At 37.1% G+C, this 15181-nt stretch carries 16 protein-coding genes; 10 read left to right on the top strand and 6 right to left on the bottom strand.

The genetic code is table 11. The features are described from left to right. Positions 1-196: 196 nt before the first annotated feature. Positions 197-859 carry a hypothetical protein gene (locus AC06G9_RS11690; protein ID WP_168126289.1) on the bottom strand — a complete coding sequence of 221 codons (663 nt, stop codon included), beginning with the start codon at positions 857-859 and terminating at the stop codon, positions 197-199. A 123-nt stretch (positions 860-982) separates the two neighbouring features. Between AC06G9_RS11690 and AC06G9_RS11685 the strand changes: the two genes are divergently transcribed. Further along, positions 983-1402: a hypothetical protein gene (locus AC06G9_RS11685; protein WP_480956236.1), complete on the top strand. Its 420-nt coding sequence runs from the start codon at positions 983-985 to the stop codon at positions 1400-1402. Between the two features lie 20 nt (positions 1403-1422). On the opposite strand, the gene AC06G9_RS11680 is transcribed toward AC06G9_RS11685, so the two are convergent. Further along, positions 1423-2028: a hypothetical protein gene (locus tag AC06G9_RS11680; protein WP_168126291.1), complete on the bottom strand. Its 606-nt coding sequence runs from the start codon at positions 2026-2028 to the stop codon at positions 1423-1425. Between the two features lie 708 nt (positions 2029-2736). On the opposite strand from AC06G9_RS11680, the gene AC06G9_RS11675 reads away from it, so the two are divergent. Genes AC06G9_RS11675 through AC06G9_RS11665 form a run of 3 tightly spaced genes read left to right on the top strand, consistent with a single transcriptional unit; the run spans position 2737 to position 8813 of the window. Beyond that, on the top strand, positions 2737-6174 hold the full coding sequence (locus AC06G9_RS11675) for a SusC/RagA family TonB-linked outer membrane protein (RefSeq protein WP_480956235.1): 3438 nt from the start codon (positions 2737-2739) through the stop codon (positions 6172-6174). A gap of 12 nt (positions 6175-6186) precedes the next feature. Next, positions 6187-7545, top strand: a complete 1359-nt coding sequence (locus tag AC06G9_RS11670; protein ID WP_480956234.1) for a RagB/SusD family nutrient uptake outer membrane protein — start codon at positions 6187-6189, stop codon at positions 7543-7545. Positions 7546-7562: 17 nt separating this feature from the next. Then, positions 7563-8813, top strand: a complete 1251-nt coding sequence (locus tag AC06G9_RS11665) for a TlpA family protein disulfide reductase (protein WP_480956233.1) — start codon at positions 7563-7565, stop codon at positions 8811-8813. A 79-nt stretch (positions 8814-8892) separates the two neighbouring features. Here AC06G9_RS11665 and AC06G9_RS11660 read toward each other — a convergent pair whose 3' ends face one another. The 4 genes from AC06G9_RS11660 to AC06G9_RS11645 form a co-directional block, all read right to left on the bottom strand. After that, on the bottom strand, positions 8893-9120 hold the full coding sequence (locus AC06G9_RS11660) for a hypothetical protein (RefSeq protein ID WP_480956232.1): 228 nt from the start codon (positions 9118-9120) through the stop codon (positions 8893-8895). A gap of 525 nt (positions 9121-9645) precedes the next feature. Then, positions 9646-10143 (bottom strand): helix-turn-helix domain-containing protein, encoded by a 498-nt coding sequence (locus AC06G9_RS11655; RefSeq protein ID WP_480956231.1) that lies wholly within the window; start codon positions 10141-10143, stop codon positions 9646-9648. After that, positions 10122-10619: a hypothetical protein gene (locus AC06G9_RS11650; RefSeq protein ID WP_480956230.1), complete on the bottom strand. Its 498-nt coding sequence runs from the start codon at positions 10617-10619 to the stop codon at positions 10122-10124. The genes AC06G9_RS11655 and AC06G9_RS11650 overlap by 22 nt, the downstream gene beginning before the upstream one ends. Positions 10620-10788: 169 nt before the next feature. Further along, positions 10789-11175: a hypothetical protein gene (locus AC06G9_RS11645; protein ID WP_480956229.1), complete on the bottom strand. Its 387-nt coding sequence runs from the start codon at positions 11173-11175 to the stop codon at positions 10789-10791. A 330-nt stretch (positions 11176-11505) separates the two neighbouring features. On the opposite strand from AC06G9_RS11645, the gene AC06G9_RS11640 reads away from it, so the two are divergent. From AC06G9_RS11640 to AC06G9_RS11615, 6 genes are all read left to right on the top strand, one after another. Further along, entirely contained in the window at positions 11506-12411 is a 906-nt protein-coding gene (locus AC06G9_RS11640; RefSeq protein WP_480956228.1) for a LytTR family DNA-binding domain-containing protein, read from the top strand. A gap of 110 nt (positions 12412-12521) precedes the next feature. Next, entirely contained in the window at positions 12522-12893 is a 372-nt protein-coding gene (locus tag AC06G9_RS11635; protein ID WP_480956227.1) for a helix-turn-helix domain-containing protein, read from the top strand. A gap of 419 nt (positions 12894-13312) precedes the next feature. After that, a complete protein-coding gene (locus AC06G9_RS11630) occupies positions 13313-13954 on the top strand; it encodes a DUF6266 family protein (RefSeq protein ID WP_339424530.1) in 642 nt (213 codons plus the stop codon). 67 nt (positions 13955-14021) lie between these two features. Next, the gene (locus AC06G9_RS11625; RefSeq protein WP_480956226.1) at positions 14022-14465 is read left to right on the top strand and encodes a DUF5675 family protein; all 444 of its coding nucleotides are present in this window, start codon (positions 14022-14024) and stop codon (positions 14463-14465) included. 89 nt (positions 14466-14554) lie between these two features. Then, positions 14555-14779 (top strand): hypothetical protein, encoded by a 225-nt coding sequence (locus AC06G9_RS11620; protein ID WP_480956225.1) that lies wholly within the window; start codon positions 14555-14557, stop codon positions 14777-14779. After that, a complete protein-coding gene (locus tag AC06G9_RS11615) occupies positions 14766-14930 on the top strand; it encodes a hypothetical protein (protein ID WP_480956224.1) in 165 nt (54 codons plus the stop codon). Before AC06G9_RS11620 ends, AC06G9_RS11615 begins: the two co-directional genes overlap by 14 nt. The last annotated feature ends 251 nt before the right edge of the window (positions 14931-15181 follow it).

The raw sequence follows: 15181 nt of genomic DNA, 5'->3' as shown, positions 1-15181 counted from the left end.
TAAGAAAAGTTAGCGATTTAAATATAGCAACTTTGCTATACCAAATCACCGCCAATTTTTAAACGTTTAGGACGGAACTGATAAATTTTAGTCATAATAATGAATCTATGAAGAGCTATTAAATCTTTTTTTAACTTAATATAGTTGTTTTTCTAAGTCTATTAGGCTTGGGTTTTCTGAATTATTTATTTGACATTTATCTCCTATCCACCTCTCCAATAAAAACATCATAGTCATTCATCTTGTCTCTGTTTTTAACCAACCTTGGGGCTTTCTTCTTCTTAGTGTAGTGTTGAATAGCATTGGCAAGGAATAACGGTCTAACTGGTTCACCGAAATGAGCTTCACAGTCTAAGAAAATTTCCAGTGCAGATTTAGCAACATTAAAATATCCATTATGGTACTTTTTATCAATCCAACTTTGAATCTGGGTATCTGTTATTAGACTAGACGACTCTAGAAGGATGTCCTTTTCTTCATCACCAAATCTTAAAAATTCCTTCCACTTGCCGTTTCCAATTTTTTGCTCTGCTATATAATTTCTGTTGCCTTGGTCATCAACTTGATAGAGTATTTGAATTTTATGATTGGTACTGCCGTTACTTAATGGAACAAAATCCTCAAGTTCACATTTGAAAATTATTTTGATGGTATTATTTTCACTAAGACCTAAGATTAAAGTATGATCTGGTCGTTCAAAATCTCGCACATAAAGGTCACGTTGTCCCAACAAAAATGCTAGCTCAAATTGACTTAAACCACGGTTATTACGTAATTTAATTATATTGAGCATCTTAATGAGCTCGATATCCGACATACTGCTTATTTTTAAGATCTCAAAATCTAGATTTCGTTTCATTATATGGGCTATTACCGACTTACAACAAATATAATCAAACGAATCTTTAATACTATCTCCTTTAAAAATATATTGTAATGGGAAAAATTTGTAGATTCAATAAATTAACAATGAATAGATCTGATGAATCAAAATCAATTGCAAATATTAAAATTATTGGAAGAACTTCCTGACTCATCAGACTTTGAGTTGGTTCCAGCTACTTCATTACAAATCACTGTTTTTAAAGAACGTGCTTTTACGAAAAAAGTACCTGAAAATGTGATTACGCAATTGATTGAATTATATAAGGTTGCCGATGGATATGTTAATCATATGGTTATAGGCTTTATTAATTGTGATGATGAAACTATATTTGAATGGTGGGGTGTTTATCAAGAGCTTTGGATAGGGCAAAGAGATTTAAATACATTACGTTGGGCAAATGGTACGTTCTGTTTAGGTGATGCCTCCAGCATTAGCTATGACGAATCTTATGAATCACCAACTTTAGTAGGACTTATAGAAATATGTAGAAATGAAATGTTGAGAGCGATCGATTAAATCTTTGGACATTATAAATACTAGTCAACCTTTTTATCAATACTTTCTTTTTTAGGTTTGTATTTTATGTAGGTATTTCTGCCATCAACAATTACGACTTCCAATCTTTTGTTTTTGCCTTTAATAGCACGACTCAATGCATCAGTGAAATCTGAACTCGTCCAAGTCTGATTTTGTAATTTATTACAATGATTCACTATTTCCTCTAAAGTTCTGGCTTTGTCGAAATACTTTGTGTTTTCAATCACCGCATTCAATGTAGATGCAGAGCCTGCTCCTGGTGGGATAGGAGGTATCACTTTTAATACTTTATCTCTTTCTTGAATATCAGAAGGTTGTAAATCTAAGTTGGTATAGCTTGTTTTAAAATCTATTGGTTCACCATTCTCTACACATTCATTTTTACGCTCTTCTGCTTTTAACGAGAAATAGATTGCAATGTGATAAAGAGCTTCTTCGGTATATTTTAGGGCACTAGCCTTACTTTCAATATGTCCAATATATTTTTTACTCTTCCCTAGATAAAGTGATAATTCTTCACCTGAAATACCCAAGCTCAATCTAATTGTGCGAACTGTAATTATTGTTAATAACTCATACGGGGTAAGATACCATTCCTTGTTCATTATTTATAAATGAAGTAATTTTGTTCGCGTATATTGTATTGATATAATAATTTGCTTTTGTAAAATATACTCTGTACTTTAGCGTTAGATTTCGGATTAACGAATTAATCTGAAATACTGGTATTTAAAATAAGAGTCTTGCGATCACAATTTCTCAGGCCGTAACGCAGGGCAGTAGTTTAAAATACCCATGTCTTTTCTTTATATTGCAAATCGTATATTTGCGTATATAAGATGGATATGGGCCTACTGTTAGTCCGTGTTACGTAAGGCCTGAGAACTGATAAGTGGTCACGGCGTGTAGTCCCATATTCATCATACTACCTGCTACTGGACTCGTTAATTATAAAACGAGTTATGAACAAAAAACAAATCACCAAAAACATCGTCAAGCCTGCAGATTAGATCTGTTGCGCAAAGTCACTATACTGACTATCCATTCAAAATGCAATAATGTAGACCATTATATAACCAATTGACGACAACTTAAAATTGCATTTTTTCCATTTTATTTTTTAACTATTGAAAGTTAAATAGGGGATTTATTGTCTAATTTTTAGCTCCTGATTCACTTTCAGTATAAACCTTTAAAAAATGCAAAAAACTTGCTATAGGGAGAGCTATGTGCTATCCCCAAGGAAAAGTACTGTCCTAAATCAAGCGTTATTTTTTGGTCTTCAATCAAAAACAAACCAAAAAATAAACACATTGAAAAGTTCTATACTACAAATTGAAAATGTTAGACATGATTACGCTCTTCAAGAGCATGATCAAGCTGCTGTTTCATATATAAAAACACATTGGAAGCTGGTGCTATGCATCTTGCTTTTTCCAATACTACCTGTCTTTAATTTGCTCTCGTGCTTGCTAAAGGCCATTAAAGTAATTGCGATATCCTGTATCATGATCATTGCAGTATTTCATAGTTTATGTTTATCAGCTCAGACACCCCGCAAGGACAGCGGGGTGAATGGGCAGGTAAAATATGAGCTTACAGGTGTTGTTTTTTCTTCCACCGATGGTACGCCACTGCAAGGAGTGTCGGTCCGAATCGAAGCCGAGAACTTACAGATTAAAACTTCCAAAGATGGAAGGTTTCAATTGACGGTCCATAATAAAAGTGGAAAGATCAGATTCTCTTCCATCGGTTTTAATAGCCAAGAATTCAATTATACCACAGGAGTATCAATGACTGTTAAATTGATACCTGAAGATCATAAACTTGATGAAGTGGAGGTGGTATCGACAGGATATCAGAAAATACCGAAAGAACGAGCAACTGGTTCTTTTGAATTTGTCGACAATAAACTTTTTAATAGAAAGGTATCGACAGATTTCGTGAGTAGGCTGGAGGATGTGGTGCCGGGGATCTCATCATCAAAACTATATGCGGATAATAAAGGAAATTTATTAAATATAAATGTTCGAGGAGTAAGTACTCTGCGTTCAGAAGGCTGGCCTTTAGTTGTTATAGACGGAGTGCCTTACGAGAATAAAAGTGCTGATTATGGAAAAGGTGCTTTTAATAATATCAATCCCAACGATATCGAAAGTATAACCGTATTGAAAGATGCAGCGGCAGCTTCTATTTGGGGTGCACAGTCAGGAAATGGCGTGATTGTAATTACGACAAACAGAGGGAAGTTCAATGACCGTACGCAAGTTGCTGTTAATGCAAATATCAGTATCAAGGCCAAACCAGATCTTTATTATTATCCACAAATGAATACATCAGATTATATTGATGCACAGCAATACTTATTCGACAAAGGGAAATACAATAGCTGGTTCAGGAATAGATTGCGGAATCCGCAGCCCGCCCTCTGGTTGATGTATGATAGGAAGAATGGCAATATTTCAGAAGTGGCTTTTAATGAAGAGATAGATAAAATGAAAAATACAGATTTGCGTGATGATTTTTTGAAATATATCTATCGCCATACTGCCAATCAACAGTATCATGCACAATTGCAAAGCGGTGGTGAAAAAGTCAATACATTATTTTCATCTGGTTACGATAAAAATGCGAATGAGTTAGTTACTTCCTCTTTTAATCGACTAAATCTCAAATCAAATACACAGATCAAACCTATAAAAAATATGGTGCTGGATGTTGGAATGATGTATACAGAAATTAAAACGAAAGAGTCTCTACTGGGTGTTGGATATAATAGATTGGCAAAGGGTATTCAAAACTATCCGTATATGCGACTTACCGATGATCAAGGAAACCCGTTAGAAGTGAATGCAGGAGGATATAACCCGGCTTTTAGAGATACGGTAGCAGGTGGACGTTTATTGGACTGGACCTATAATCCTTTGAAAGAATTGAAAGATACAAAGGAAACGCAAGACATCAATGAGTTTTTTACAACAATCAATGCAAATTATAGCTTTGATTTTGGATTAAAGCTAAACTTACTTTATGCCTATCAGCGGTCTTCTACTGAAATTGAAGCATGGAGAGGTATTGGTTCAATGGCGCAACGTGATTACGTTAATAGTTTTGCGAGTTGGGATGATGCTTCAGTAACCTGGAACGTACCCGTAGGCGATTTTTTAAATATCATCCACTGGGACAATCGTACCCAGCAAAGTCGTGGTACTGCCGAATATTTTAAAAAATGGAATAATCAGCATGAGTTATCTTTGTTCGCTGGGATGGAAATTCGAAAAATTCAAAAAAATGTCTCAACTAGCCAATATCATGGATTTGATCCCGAAACGGGATCATTTAAATCTGTCCCATTCGGTGTATTAGTTCCCAAGTTAAACGGGATAATAGGTGTGTCTACCATCGCAGATGCTAATGAGTATCGATCTTATCGGAATAACTTTGTATCCTATTTTGCTAATGTAGGGTATACATATTCAGAAAGGTACCTTTTCAGTGCTTCTTATCGGAAAGATGCTTCTAATCTTTTTGGAGTAAAGAGCAATGATCGTGGACAACCTTTCTGGTCTATCGGAGGAGCTTGGGTAATATCAAAAGAATCATTCATGCAATATAGCCCATTTGAATTGTTGAAATTACGCAGTACCTATGGGTACAATGGAAATGTAAATAATAGTATTTCTGCTTATCCTGTTATATCCATTCAAAGTGAAACCCATTATATAACAAATCAGAACTATGGTATGATCACGATGCCTCCCAATCCCAGTTTGCGGTGGGAAAGAATCGGGATTACAAATTTGGGTCTTGACTTTGCATTAAAAGGTAATAAGTTTTCTGGAAGTATCGAATATTATATTAAAAATGCCAAAGATCTGATTGCGCCGGATCGCGTTGATCCCAGTACAGGTTTTACTACTTTAATGGTTAATAGCGGTAATATCCGTACAAAGGGTTGGGACATCAGTATGAATGCAATACCACTGCAACGCAAAGACTGGACATGGAACAGTAATTTGGTTTTTTCCTATGCAAGCACTAAAGTCTTAAAATCCAATATCGAAAATGAAAATGGAAAAGACTTTATTGGTTCGCAACAGAGCTCGCTATGGACGCCAATTGAAGGTATGTATTTGAATAGTTTATTGGCATATAAATGGGCAGGGCTGGATCCTGAAACAGGAGAAGCCAGAGCTTACCTGAATGGTGAAGTGTCCAAAGATTATAATGCCATACTGGCACAAAGTGTTTATAATCTTGAAAAATTAGGTTCTACCATACCTTTGTACACAGGTAGTTGGCGCAATAGTATTCGATATAAAGCTTTTGAACTGTCCTGGAATATCTCTTATCAATTGGGACATAAATTCTTACGAAATTCCTTTGACAATACCGTGTTTTTAAACAGCGATATTGGTCATAAGGATTATGCTTTACGTTGGCAAAATCCGGGAGATGAGCTAATTACAGATGTACCTGCTTTCACATACCCATCTAATATAGGAAGCCAAGTATACATGCGATCTTCTGCATTGCTAGAGGATGGTGGTCAGGTTAAACTAAGAGATATTCAGATGAGCGTTAACGTGCCATTTACTACCAAATTTAAATTGAAGAATTGCAAGGTATATGCTTATGTGCAAAATGTCGGTACCATCTGGCGCGCTAATAAATGGGGTATTGATACCGAATATGGTTTTAATATACCCGATCCAATAATGTCTTCTTTAGGTATAAGTTTTAACCTTTAATTTTCCATAATCATGAAAATAGCTATTTCAACATTTTGCATCTATATGATGCTCTTATTCTGCTCGTGCAATAATTTTTTAGAAGTTAAGCCTGATATTAAAATGGTCATTCCTAAAAGCTTGCAAGATGCCGAGCTTCTGCTCAACGATTATTCGACGATGAATACGGGCTATCCCATATACGGGGAGTGGTCCGCAGATGAATATTATGTACCTGAAGAAACTTTTGATGGGATGCTGGATTTTGATCAACGAAATACGTATATCTGGCAAGATATCATTTACGATGATGTTGCGCAATGGCAAAGACCTTATAAAGCTATTTATAATGCCAATCAGGTTCTTGATATATTGGACAAAATCGGCAGTAATGATGATGATGCAAGAAAAAAAAATTTAAAAGGTATTGCACATTTCTTTCGGGCATTTGCATTCCAGCAATTGGTTGAGGTGTTTGCTCCGGCGTATAATTCCGGTTCCGCTCATGAAAAAATGGGTATTCCATTGCGACTGTCGCCCGCTATTGATGATCTTTCTGTTCGAGCGTCTGTCCAAGAAACTTTTGATCAAATAATAAAGGATTACAGAGATGCGTCTAACAGTTTACCAATCGAAGAAAGTATACAAGGTAGACCTTCTAGAGCAAGTGCTTATGCTGGCTTGGCAAGGACTTATTTGTATATGGGTGATTTTGAAGCAGCGTATCATTATGCAGACTCTTGTCTGCAATTAAAAAGTGAACTGATGGATTATAACGATTTAGACGTGAACAAAGATTTACCGATTTCAAGATTCAATGTGGAAGTGCTTTTTGCCGCTATTTCTGCAACTGCAGGGCCGATGAGTCTTAATATTGGTTTAGTTGACACCACACTTTACAAAAGCTATTCTTCCAGTGATCTAAGAAAGAAGATTTTCTTTCTCGAATATACCTATCCATTAAATTCACATGGTTTTAAGGGAAGTTATGATAATGCTATGGCGAATCTATTTGTAGGATTTACGACAAGCGAAGTGTATTTAATAAAGGCTGAGGCAGGTGCAAGGATCGGAAAAATAGATGAGGCGTTAGTAGCATTGAATGATTTGGGAGAAAAAAGGTTTGTCAAAAATCAATATGTTCCTGTAACCGAGCAAAATCAAACACTGCTATTATCCCTAATATTGAATGAAAGACAAAAGGAATTAGTCTTTCGTGGACGCCGTTGGTCTGATCTGAAAAGATTGAACCAGGATCCTAATTTTCAGAAGACGCTGAAGCGCAAAATGCACGGCGTAGTATATGAACTGGAACCTAAGAGCAGCAAGTATGCCTATCGACTACCTGAAGCAGTGATCAATAATGGGAAAATACCGCAAAATATTCGCTAACTATAAACAAGAACAACATGAAATATTTAAGATTCTATGCACTTGCATTTATTATATCGGTTATTACAATTGACGCAAATGCGCAAACAAATATAAAAGTAGATTTAAGTAAAGCCCTTAAAGTAGGTGATACTTTTGTTCCTCCAAGTGCATTGCAACAGATGCGGGGTAATGGAACAGTTATTAATCTTGAGAAATTGGAAGATAAAGTGGTCATATTGGATTTTTTTGATACGTATTGTGGCACATGTATACAATCGATGCCTAAGCTTCAAAAGCTACAAGATAAAATGAAAAATAAAGTACAGACTATTACTGTTGGATGGCAGGATCGGGCCACCCTGGAAAAGTTTTATGAAGGCAATCAATTTTTGAAGGAAAATAAAGTCAACATTCCCGTTATTTATGCGGATGTTTATCTGAAAGAAAGATTTCCACATCAAGGTGTACCTCATGTTGTTTTCCTTTATAAAGGAAAAGTGCAGGCTATAACGGGGAGTGATTTTATTAAAGAAGCTAATATATTGGAGTTGATTGAAAAAGGTACGATTGATTTACCATTAAAAGATGATTTCGGCATTGGAAATCTGATGGCACTGGGCAAGGAAACACAGATAAGAGGAGCGGTTTCGCTTTCGGGATATCAAAATGGTGTTCCTTCTGAATCTTTAAAAATAAGAAAGGACAGTATTACTGGCATGCAAAAAACTTATTTTTACAATTTTTCTATCTACAGAGCAGTTTTGTCAACTTGGGCTAAGATTGAAAAGGTAGATTATATCCCGAGACCAGAACGCTTGGAACTTAAGGTGAAAGATCCCAATCGCTATGACGATCAAGTAAATATTGGTAGTCTATGGTATACGCAACATGCAATATCATATGAGCGCTTGGACTCCTTAAAACGTACTGATTCAGCTCAAGCTAGCATAGTTCTGAATGATTTGCATAGTTTTTTAGGTATCCGAACATATAAAATGATGAAAAGTATTCAGTGCCTTATTTTGAAACCATGTCCTGTAAAGACCTATTCAGGGAAAGTATCGCTTAATGGAATGACATATGAAGGTAGTTCAGTTTTTGCCGTCATGACTGATATGGGAAGACAATTTCCTCCAGTCTTGGACTTGGTCAAAAGTAAAGTGAAAATAACATTAGGGGAGTATAGAAGTATTACTGAGCTTAATAAACAGTTAGCCGCTTATGGAATAGTAGCAGAGATCGGAATGGGTAAGCAAGAAGTGCTGGTTATTGAAGAGGTGGAGTAGCTTATAACAATGTAGGGTATGAAAATTCATACCCTATTCTAAGTTTAGCGAACGCTTATTTCTATAAAACACTAATCTTTTACCTCGTCTTTAAATGGACATTTGGTCCATCGACCTGATTTTGCAAAGAATTAATCATTTCATTTTTTAATGCATCTGTTATAATAGGTCTATTATTAGCATCTGCTGATGCTTGTAAAGCACATATTTGCTCAGGTGGACCAGTACACGATGGAGGTGTTGAAACTGGAGCAGCATACTGAGTTGGATTTGATGGGTCTGAGCCCGTGAATGGAAACCAGGACATAATTGACATGTTTTAAGTTTTTATTATGACATAAATATTTCGTATATTCATATCGGTTCAAATCGGTCTACCTGTGAATAACAGGCTGGCCACATAAAAGCTTCCACGCATCAGAGGCTTTTATATTAAAGTGGACTTTCATTTCCTGCCCGGCCACCGGGGAATGTTGCAAATTTGCGACGGTATCTTTTAATACCTGTTCTGTTAATCATGACATTATTTCAATTATATAAACCAACCTTTTATTTTTCACCTTTTTAACCATTTCGATTTCTAGCCTTCTCTCTTTTCTAACCTTTATACAATCTTTATCAAAGATAGAGCGCATAAGCAGGTGAGCGTTAGGCTGAATGTTGTCTTTGAGTAAGCTATATGTTGTCTGCAGTTCCTAACTCTTGATTTCTCAATTCTTACCTATTTCAAAGATAAAGCGTAATAGTAGGTGAGTGTTAGGCTGTATGTGTCCATTGACTGAGCTACATGTTGTTAGGGGGAGTAGTGGGGTAGAGGCTTTGTGCTTTCTTTTTAGTGTTTGTGATATTGCGCAAGGGATTGTCCTTTAATCTTTTTGAAAAAACGGTTAAGTTCACTTAGCCCTGCGAAATTTAGTTCATAGGCAAGACCCGATAGGTTATTGTGAAAATGATCGTATTCTCGTAATATCCTTTCGACTAGCAGTTCATTGCGGTAGGTTGACAGGCTGCAGTGGTAGTATTCTTTATGAAGTTTATAGAGCCGGCTGCGGTCTACCTGTACACTTTCTGCAAGGTCTCCGATAAGAGCTTTGTTGCCGTATTGGTCAATAATGAGTCTTAATATTTCTCGGACATGTTTGATAATAGTAATCGGTGTATTGATGGATCCGTCTCCCATCATGATTTTGAGTCTTGATAATTTGATCAAGTAAATCTGGTGCCGAATCAAAATATGCTCATTGTCCAACACTTTGGGATTTAGATTCTGGAATATCGCGTCGAGCTCGTATTTCGTTAATGTGCCGATCAAGAAATCCACACTCTGCATCGAAATACTTTTGCCTGCACTAAAGGCATAACAAATTCAAAGCTCCGCGCAATGTTGGGACGGAACAGCCCGGCATCGAGTGTGATGCCTCTCACGATGTAATGGCCAATGGGTAACTCAACGTGAAAGTCCGCAACTGCTAGGTAGAGATAAGATGCTCTATTTTGGTTCAGGGTTAACTTGATATCAAGCAGCTCATCGTGCATGATCAGTGGCTGCTCACCAATTTCAATCGGATAGCATAGGTGGAGATCTGGTGCATGGGATCGATAAGTGACAGTAGTTGCTTTACTGATCCAAAATTCGAAATAGTGAAGGTAGGCATATCGTCCATCGAAAGTCTGTTCGGCAACCAGGTTGCCGTCAAACTCCCAATAATATGTCTCTGCATTGCGCATAATATAGCTGATTTCTACTTTTGGGTTCATCACTTCCTTTGCCCCGAAGGGTAGGTTTAAAGTAATGGTTCTTTTCATAATAGGCTTTTGTTAATTTATATCTTGTCAGATTGTTTAGGTCTTTTTTATAAAGCAACGGAATGCTTACATCGTTCCGCTGCTTTATTTTTCTTGAAATTTTTGATGTTCAAATACACATTTACCTGGTATGGCGGGATGGAAATAACATCGATCGCAAGGTCATTTATTAATAGCTGATTACAAAGACAAATTCTCCCTCAGCTTGAAGTGCTTCACCAGTAGCAGCACTGCTGTTAATGGGATTGTGTGACTCACCTCTTTTTACTCCTAACACACTGACACCCGGATTAGGCTTTTCAGGTTTGACCAGTCTTATTGGCAATTCAAGTGTTAAGGTGAGTGTAAGCTGGTTACTTATAACGAAAATAAAATCATCATCCAGAGCATCTAACCATTCTTCCTGCTCGCTTGTAAAGTAAAACATGGATTTTAATGTAAGCCTGAATGACTGCTGAAGTGCTTTAATCAGTTGTTTTTTTTGAAAATCATTTTGTGCGTAAAATTCGAGATACCATACTCGGACACCTTCGGGTGTAAATTCTTTCTTTTCCATATTAAATTTATTTGTTTAAATTTTTAAATTTCGGTTTACTATTACGGGTTTACAAATCATTAAAATGGGTTTTTTACCCAATTGGGAAAGAATAAATACCGAATAGGGAAAAACATACAATCAACAAAATGACATGAACACAATCAAAAGCACTTTAATTATGGACTTGTTATTTCTCAATTGTTAATTGTGAATATATTTTGCTTATATAGGATATTATAATTATCTTTGAGTTAAATCTAATTTTATTTAGAGTATTGTCAATTTTATTTTCAACCATTTTTATTCATAGATTATAACCGAATATAGAAGGGAAGTAAACCTCATATTATGAAACGAACTGTAAAAAAAACCATGTGGCTCGTATTTACGCTGCTTAGTGTTGCAGGCGGTATAGTGATGTATCTCATCAATGAGCACGAAAGCTTATTTGAAATTTTAGATGATCAAGATCTGATTAAGAATTTGAGTATAAGTATTGCCTCTGTCGCGCTGTTTTTGCTAGTCTCTTATCAATCCAGTAGATTAGTATTAAAGTTCGTTCCAGATCATCAGTCAAAAGTTGCGCACTATTCTTGGTATTTTATTTTACAGTTCTTGATCAGTGGTGGCTTAAGTTTACTTACAGCAATCTGTTCAGCAGCGGTGACCGTATATGCAAATAGCGGCAGATTTTTGGGTAATACCTCTTACTTTAGTGTTGACATTTATTTTGTCCTCTTATCTACTGTATTTGTTCAAATTGTACTGTTCCTTATTTACTTTCTTGTTAGTAGCATGCAGCGCCAGCATCGATCTGAAAAGCTTACAATGCTCTTAGAATCGGAATATATAAAATTACTGCAAGAAGTTGCTGTCCGCAAACTCGAAATGGATAGCATAGCTCCTGAAAAGCAATATCTACAGGAATTAGATGGCATTGATCTAACCGATATTAATTATATCTATAGTGAACAAAAGATTCGCTACATCCAAAGTGAGGTTCGGGGTAAAACCATGTTCGAAGGGTTGACGCTCTCTGAATTAATTCGAGTGTTGCCTTCGGATCAATTTTTTTTGGCAAGCCGGCATCTTATTATTAACCGTAGTTCTGTTAAATCTTATAGAATAATGAGCAACTATAATATTGAACTGGAATTAAATCCACCGTTTCATTTGAAAACGACTTTAAGTGAAACAGCAACAAGATTATTTAAAGCCTGGTATACGCGCGGGATGGATGATTTGGCCGATTAGGCGAAAATATAGATTGCAAGTTTGATGGTTTAACCTATCAGCCCCGGCCATTTTGCGCTGGGGCTGGTATCACTATGCTGTTTATCAAACAGCTGCAAACAGATTGAATAATGAAAAAATGGTTACTAAATATACTTCAAAGTATGGAAGATATCTATCAAATTTTGAAAGAAATAAAAGCGCTCTATCATCAATTTACAATAGTCACTGCTCATCTGCAAACAATCATCCAACTCATAGAGAACTACAATCAACTCGCGGAAGAACGGGAAAAGACAGTTGACACCTCTCAACACCAGCATGAGATCAAACTGTTAGATATAGGGCAGGTAATGAAGATACTGAATATATCAGAGTCAACCTATTATCGATGGGTAGAGAATGGAGAGCTTCAACCCAGAAAAAAGGGCAAGCGCCACTACTATTATTTATTTGATTTGCATGATCAGATCGCAAAATCCAGATTGAAAGGACGGCTCTAGTTCTACGGCTGCTGCTCGGGTGTTGTTTGACTGATGTCCGAGAGCGCTTCAAGAAGTATTCGATACAAGTTCGGGACTTGCTCGGGTGAGCTTCGACTGCTGCTTGACTGGGCTTCGACAAGTTGCCGAAGCCCAGTCAGACACTTGCCAATAAATGGTCGAAGCAACCTCCAAGCAGTCTGCTTACTGGATCAAACTTTAGTCAAAAAGCAGTCGAATATTTTTGATTTATGTATCGTTATTTTTAATATTTACACCTTTTACTTTTGTATTTATGACTGGGAATGACAGTCTTTCCTGTCATCTGCTATCATGCTCTGTCATCACTCTTTTTCATTTGTTTTTGCGCCTACTTTAGTTCTCGATATCAGCAACGGCCGGCATGCAGGTCATCATGTAAACAATTTAAAATTAACACAATGGCAAGATTTTTAAAAGGTATTGTAGGAGCGTATTCGGGTAAAGTGGGAAGCGTCGTAGGGAGCTCATGGCGAAGCGTGGATTATGTCAAATCGCTACCAAAATTTACGGGTAAAAAAGCCACAAATGGACAAATTGCACAGCGCACCAAGTTTGCTTTGGCAGTAGCATTTTTATCACCGATCAAAGATTTACTCAACCTAGGTTATTCGGATAAGCTGCAGGGCAAGGCGACGGGATATAACAAAGCGCTGCAGGCAGTGCTTAGCAACGGTATCTCGGGTGTCTATCCAAGCCTGGAAATTGACTATTCGAAAGTGGTGATCTCCAAAGGTGCTCTTTCCAATTTAATGGGGGTAGCATGGGCGGAAATCAATGCTGGCGAGCTGGAGCTTTCCTGGTCTCCGGAAATTAACAAGTTCAATGCTTTCGCTGACGATTCAGTAGTGCTTCTTATGTACAATAGGACGAAGAATTTCTTCAGTATTATGGAGTCCGGAACACGGTTGGATGCGACCTTATCGCTGCCTTTACCGGCAAGTTATTCTGGTGATACTTTGGAAGGCTGGATCTTCACGGGGCACCGTGATGGTGTCAAAACTTCATTGAGTTATTACCTGGGTCAATTGGTATTAGCATAACATGTAGCTCTGTTTTTAGGGAGGTGAACCGATGGTTCGCTTCCCTAATCTCTAAAAATCAAATTCCATGAACTTAACATTAATCCGTGTCAAGCAAGGGAAGGAAAGTACCTTGTCTGAACTGTATCTCGATGGACAGTTTGTCGGCTATGGTCTGGAAGATGCTGTCCGTAAAACTAAAATAAAAGGGAGCACTGCTATTCCTGCTGGTAAATACCGACTTGGCCTGAATACTTACGGCGCGATGAACGCGCGCTACAAGAGAAAATTTCCGAATGTGCACCGAGGTATGATCGAGATCATGAATATCCCAAATTTTAGCTATGTCTATATCCATATCGGCAATCATATCGGGGATACCTCCGGATGTGTGCTGGTCGGAAATAAAATGGCTTTAGTGGATGGTGATTATGAGGTTTATCAGTCTAAAAAGGCGTACGTAGCGCTCTATGAGAAACTGGTGGAGATGATGGTGAACGGAGAGGTGTTTATTGAAGTGATCAGTAAATGAGTAACGAAGTAACGGAGTGACACAAGGATTTTCTAACTTATTAACTCTCTCACTTTCTAGCTATTTACTAACCTTGTAACATTAAACAAATGAAAAAGATAATAACTAAAATAAACCGAGCACTACAGGTTGTATTGTTGGCGCCGATTAAACTGCCGGGAAAGGCACTGAATATTATTAAATACATTGCATTGGGACTTGGTGTGGTGGAGACGGTGCTGGAGGATAAGGACAAAAAAGGAGAGGAGGAGTCACCACCACCAGAGCAGATACTTCGAAATAAAGAAAGGGAGGTGCGGGATGAAAGGCAATGATATCCGGATCGGTACTTTAGGGGGTACGCTATGTTCGATCTGGGCGAGCTTTTCTCTTGGTGACGTCATGCAAACTGCTTTGATGGCGGCATTAGGTACAGTGGTCAGCTATATGACGAGTAGGCTTTTGGGAAGAATGCGACGCAAATAGTCTAAAAGAATAGGCTTATCTATTGTTGGATAAGCCTATTCTTTGTCGATCGTATATTTACTCTGTCAAATACATATCAGAGAAAAATATGATACAGAGGATTACAATTAGCTAGATAAGTGCCGTTAAATAAAATTTGTTTGTTCAAACGGACGATTTAGTATAGGAGAAATTCGGTAATCCTTTTGTCGTAGCTATTAAAACTTTGATCCTTATTTGTTGGTCACGGTTAAAAGAGAATTCGGGACACC

Source organism: Sphingobacterium sp. MAE (genome assembly GCF_056711605.1).
The sequence above is the reverse complement of the archived record's forward strand: the minus strand, read 5'-3'. Positions and strand labels throughout refer to the sequence as shown.

What these genes read in the sequence shown, in the direction of transcription:
- AC06G9_RS11680 (WP_168126291.1), bottom strand. Translation starts at nt 2,028, where the DNA reads ATGAACAAGGAATGGTATCTTACCCCGTATGAGTTATTAACAATAATT.
- AC06G9_RS11625 (WP_480956226.1), top strand. Translation starts at nt 14,022, where the DNA reads ATGAACTTAACATTAATCCGTGTCAAGCAAGGGAAGGAAAGTACCTTG.
- AC06G9_RS11650 (WP_480956230.1), bottom strand. Translation starts at nt 10,619, where the DNA reads ATGAAAAGAACCATTACTTTAAACCTACCCTTCGGGGCAAAGGAAGTG.
- AC06G9_RS11620 (WP_480956225.1), top strand. Translation starts at nt 14,555, where the DNA reads ATGAAAAAGATAATAACTAAAATAAACCGAGCACTACAGGTTGTATTG.
- AC06G9_RS11635 (WP_480956227.1), top strand. Translation starts at nt 12,522, where the DNA reads ATGAAAAAATGGTTACTAAATATACTTCAAAGTATGGAAGATATCTAT.
- AC06G9_RS11645 (WP_480956229.1), bottom strand. Translation starts at nt 11,175, where the DNA reads ATGGAAAAGAAAGAATTTACACCCGAAGGTGTCCGAGTATGGTATCTC.
- AC06G9_RS11690 (WP_168126289.1), bottom strand. Translation starts at nt 859, where the DNA reads ATGAAACGAAATCTAGATTTTGAGATCTTAAAAATAAGCAGTATGTCG.
- AC06G9_RS11685 (WP_480956236.1), top strand. Translation starts at nt 983, where the DNA reads ATGAATCAAAATCAATTGCAAATATTAAAATTATTGGAAGAACTTCCT.
- AC06G9_RS11660 (WP_480956232.1), bottom strand. Translation starts at nt 9,120, where the DNA reads ATGTCCTGGTTTCCATTCACGGGCTCAGACCCATCAAATCCAACTCAG.
- AC06G9_RS11670 (WP_480956234.1), top strand. Translation starts at nt 6,187, where the DNA reads ATGAAAATAGCTATTTCAACATTTTGCATCTATATGATGCTCTTATTC.
- AC06G9_RS11665 (WP_480956233.1), top strand. Translation starts at nt 7,563, where the DNA reads ATGAAATATTTAAGATTCTATGCACTTGCATTTATTATATCGGTTATT.
- AC06G9_RS11615 (WP_480956224.1), top strand. Translation starts at nt 14,766, where the DNA reads ATGAAAGGCAATGATATCCGGATCGGTACTTTAGGGGGTACGCTATGT.
- AC06G9_RS11655 (WP_480956231.1), bottom strand. Translation starts at nt 10,143, where the DNA reads ATGCAGAGTGTGGATTTCTTGATCGGCACATTAACGAAATACGAGCTC.
- AC06G9_RS11630 (WP_339424530.1), top strand. Translation starts at nt 13,313, where the DNA reads ATGGCAAGATTTTTAAAAGGTATTGTAGGAGCGTATTCGGGTAAAGTG.
- AC06G9_RS11640 (WP_480956228.1), top strand. Translation starts at nt 11,506, where the DNA reads ATGAAACGAACTGTAAAAAAAACCATGTGGCTCGTATTTACGCTGCTT.